This is a genomic window from Thermoflexus sp. (assembly GCF_025055495.1).
Lineage (GTDB): Bacteria > Chloroflexota > Anaerolineae > Thermoflexales > Thermoflexaceae > Thermoflexus.
In genome coordinates this window covers 1-3,016 of sequence record NZ_JANWXB010000263.1, presented here as the reverse complement: position 1 = coordinate 3,016, position 3,016 = coordinate 1, and the positions used below count along the sequence as shown (strand labels likewise).

Below are 3,016 nucleotides of genomic sequence, written 5' to 3'. Positions count from 1 at the left end.
CACAAGCCAGCGCAGCGTTACGTCCCCGCCGGCAGCGTTTACTACTTCGCCTCCGATGGCTGCACGCGCCTGCGGGAAGACATAGACGGCGCGATCAGCGAGTGGGGACGCGAGATCGGATTCGGACAGGTCATTATCGTCGAATAGCAAAGGAGGGAGCGCCATGTTTAAGGCCGCTAGCATGCTCTTCATCTACGTCGAAACGCCCCTGCACGCGGGCGCCGGCCGCGGGCTGGGCGCCGTGGATCTCCCGATCCAGCGGGAGCGGGTCACGGGCTACCCCATCGTCCAAGCCAGCAGCCTGAAGGGACGGCTGAGGGCGGAGGCCAACCGGCGATTGAACGCCGACGAGCTGCAGGCGATCTTCGGACCCGAGACCCGAAATGCCTCAGACCACGCGGGGGCCCTCTCGGTTGGCGACGCCCGCATCCTGCTGTTCCCGATCCGATCCCTGGCCGGGGTCTTTGCCTGGACCACCAGTCGCGACGTCCTGGCCCGCTTCCGGCGCGAGGCGACAGCGGTCGGGATCTCCGTCAACTGGGAATTGCCTCCAGAACCTCAATCTGACACGGTTCTGGTCAGCAGTGACGCCCTCGTTGCTGGGGACCAAGTAGTGCTGGAGGAGTTCGGGTTTCAGCCTGGCCGCGACCAGCAGGGGCAGATCCACAAGATCGGCCAGTGGCTGGCGCAGAACGCCCTGCCTGTTGGCCCAGAATACGACTACTGGCGGCAGTCCCTGCCCCAGAAGCTCTGCGTCCTCCCGGAGAGCGCCTTCCGGGACTTCGTCCTGTATGCGACGGAGGTGCAGACCCACATCCGCCTCAACCCGGACACCAAAACGGTCGAGACCGGCGCCCTCTGGACGACGGAGAGCCTGCCAGTGGATACGCTGCTCTACGCACCCCTGATGGCCACTCAGTCTCGGCTGCAGGGAGTTAACCTTAGCGGGGCTCAGATTCTGGAGAAAATCCGCAACCTGAACCTGCAGCGCATCCAGCTCGGCGGCGATGAGACCACCGGCCAGGGGGTCGTTGGGCTGCGGATGGCCAACGGCCGGACGGGGAACCCGCCGAGCTCAAGGGGAGGAGGTGGGCGATGACGCCGCAACCCTCTCGACAGCGCTCGCTGGAGCTGGAGCGAGCCCGGGTGGCCTGGCAGTGCATCCAGGAGGTCGTCGAAGAGAACAAGAAATTGGAGGAGAAGAATCGCTACTGGGGAGAGTATCGAAGCTTGGCCATGAGCGCTCCAGCGGATGTCCAGGCCAACGGCCTGGGGCAGACCGCCGCCTTCTGGCGCGCGAAGGGGTATGAGCGGGACAAGGACAGCAAAGAGCCGAAGCCCAAAAGCAACAGCGCCCACGCCAAGCTCCTGCAGCACTTAGCGCGCTGGCTCAGCGAGGAGTCTGTCCGCATCCTGCCGAAGGGAAAAGACCCTGTGGCGTGGATCTCCACTGAGGCACAGCCGGAGGCTTATCGCCGTGCAACCGCTGAGGCCATCGCCTTTTTGATCTGGCTGCGGCGGTTTGCGGAAGCCGAGCTGGCAAAGGAGGAAGAATGACGAAGCAGGCGCCGGGATACTCGCTCCCGCTTCCCAAAAAGATCGCCGAGGCGTTTGAGAAGGGCAAAGACCGGATCCGGCCTTCCAACCCTGGCTTAATCTTCGAGCGCTTCGCCCCAGACTGGCTGGAGCAGCCGGCCCTCAAACGGGAGGGACTGGAGACCGTCCGACGGGCGGCTGAGAGGGCCGACCGGGATCTTCTCCAGGCTTGGAACCGCCGGTGGGAGGCGATGGCGGAGGCCGTCGGGGCAGAGCCCTTTACGATGCAAACTGAGGGCCGCCTCATCATTGGCCTGGGGCGCAAGGGACCCTTTGAGGTGGGGTTCACCTTTCACCGATACGGCTTCCCCGTCCTGCCGGGCAGCAGCCTGAAGGGCCTCGCTCGGACGTGGGCGCTGGTCCAAATCGCCCGGGAAGCCTCCGCGACGTCCTTATCTGATTTAGAGAAGATCCTGGCCCAGGAAGGGGAGCCGGGCAGCCCCGCGCAAAAGGCATATGAGGAATGGCGGAACGCACAGCCGGAAGGCGTACGCGCCGTAGCGGAGGATTTCCGGGAGATCTTCGGCACCACCCAGCGGTCCGGCAGGGCGATCTTCTTGGAGGGGATTCCCAAGCGCATCCCCCGGCTCGAGCTGGACGTGATGAACCCCCACTACCCGGACTACTACCGGGGAAAGGCGTTCCCGACGAGCTGGCAAAGCCCCACGCCGGTGTATTTTCTGGCCGTCGCCGCGGGGACCCGCTTTCGCTTCGCCGTGGGCTGGCGGGGCCCGCTTGACGAAGCGGGCAGGCGATTGCGGGATCTGGCGGCGGAATGGCTGCGCGGCGGCCTCCGGGAGCTGGGCGCCGGCGCCAAGACCAGCGCCGGATACGGATACTTCACCGAGCCGTCGACACCGTCTGAGTAGCTGGCCTCTTCTCCCAGACCGGTTGCCACTCTGGGGTCTCCCGCGCCTGCCGCCGAAGCGTCGACCTGGCGCCCGGGGATCATCCCGGAGCATCGGCCCGATCTGAGAACGGGTCCGCTACGCGGCCGTCGAGCAGGAAGGTCAGCTCATCGTCGTCCGGGTCAGGCGGCTGTTGCCCTAACGATCGAGGAGGAGGAACAGACTATGGGCGTTTACCACCTGATGGGGCTGGGGCGCTCCCCTGGCACGGTGATCGGCCTGCTGACCTACCTGGCCCATCGCTACCAGCGGTGGAACGCGGAGGATCAGCGGTTCTTCGCCCGCTCCGGCGAGGCCCGCCACCGGACGGCCGGCCAGCGGGTGGGCGACGTCCAGGCGCTGGTCCTCTTCACCACGCCCGAGGTGATCGCGGGAACCGTCCCTGCCTTCGAATACATCGACAACCCGCCTGGCCAGAAGGCCAGCGGTCCGAAGCAACCGCCAGGGCCCATGCAGAAGGTCCTGCGCGACCTGCTGCGCCGAGAGTGGCCGCCGATTGCAGGGGGACGGAA

General features: G+C 66.0%; 4 protein-coding genes. All 4 read left to right on the top strand.

Going from position 1 to position 3,016, the window contains the following annotated elements; translation table 11 throughout:
- Positions 1–163: 163 nt before the first annotated feature.
- Positions 164–1,099: a type III-B CRISPR module RAMP protein Cmr4 gene (cmr4, locus tag NZM16_RS08600; RefSeq protein WP_295479941.1), complete on the top strand. Its 936-nt coding sequence runs from the start codon at positions 164–166 to the stop codon at positions 1,097–1,099.
- Entirely contained in the window at positions 1,096–1,557 is a 462-nt protein-coding gene (cmr5, locus tag NZM16_RS08595) for a type III-B CRISPR module-associated protein Cmr5 (protein WP_295479939.1), read from the top strand. The genes cmr4 and cmr5 overlap by 4 nt, the downstream gene beginning before the upstream one ends.
- Entirely contained in the window at positions 1,554–2,465 is a 912-nt protein-coding gene (gene cmr6 / locus NZM16_RS08590; RefSeq protein ID WP_295479937.1) for a type III-B CRISPR module RAMP protein Cmr6, read from the top strand. The genes cmr5 and cmr6 overlap by 4 nt, the downstream gene beginning before the upstream one ends.
- 204 nt (positions 2,466–2,669) lie before the next feature.
- Positions 2,670–3,016, top strand: a 347-nt coding sequence (locus NZM16_RS08585) for a hypothetical protein (protein WP_295479935.1), incomplete at its 3' end; no start/stop codon positions are given.

Coding starts and splice junctions, on each gene's coding strand:
- cmr6 (WP_295479937.1), top strand. CDS start 1,554: ATGACGAAGCAGGCGCCGGGATACTCGCTCCCGCTTCCCAAAAAGATC.
- cmr5 (WP_295479939.1), top strand. CDS start 1,096: ATGACGCCGCAACCCTCTCGACAGCGCTCGCTGGAGCTGGAGCGAGCC.
- cmr4 (WP_295479941.1), top strand. CDS start 164: ATGTTTAAGGCCGCTAGCATGCTCTTCATCTACGTCGAAACGCCCCTG.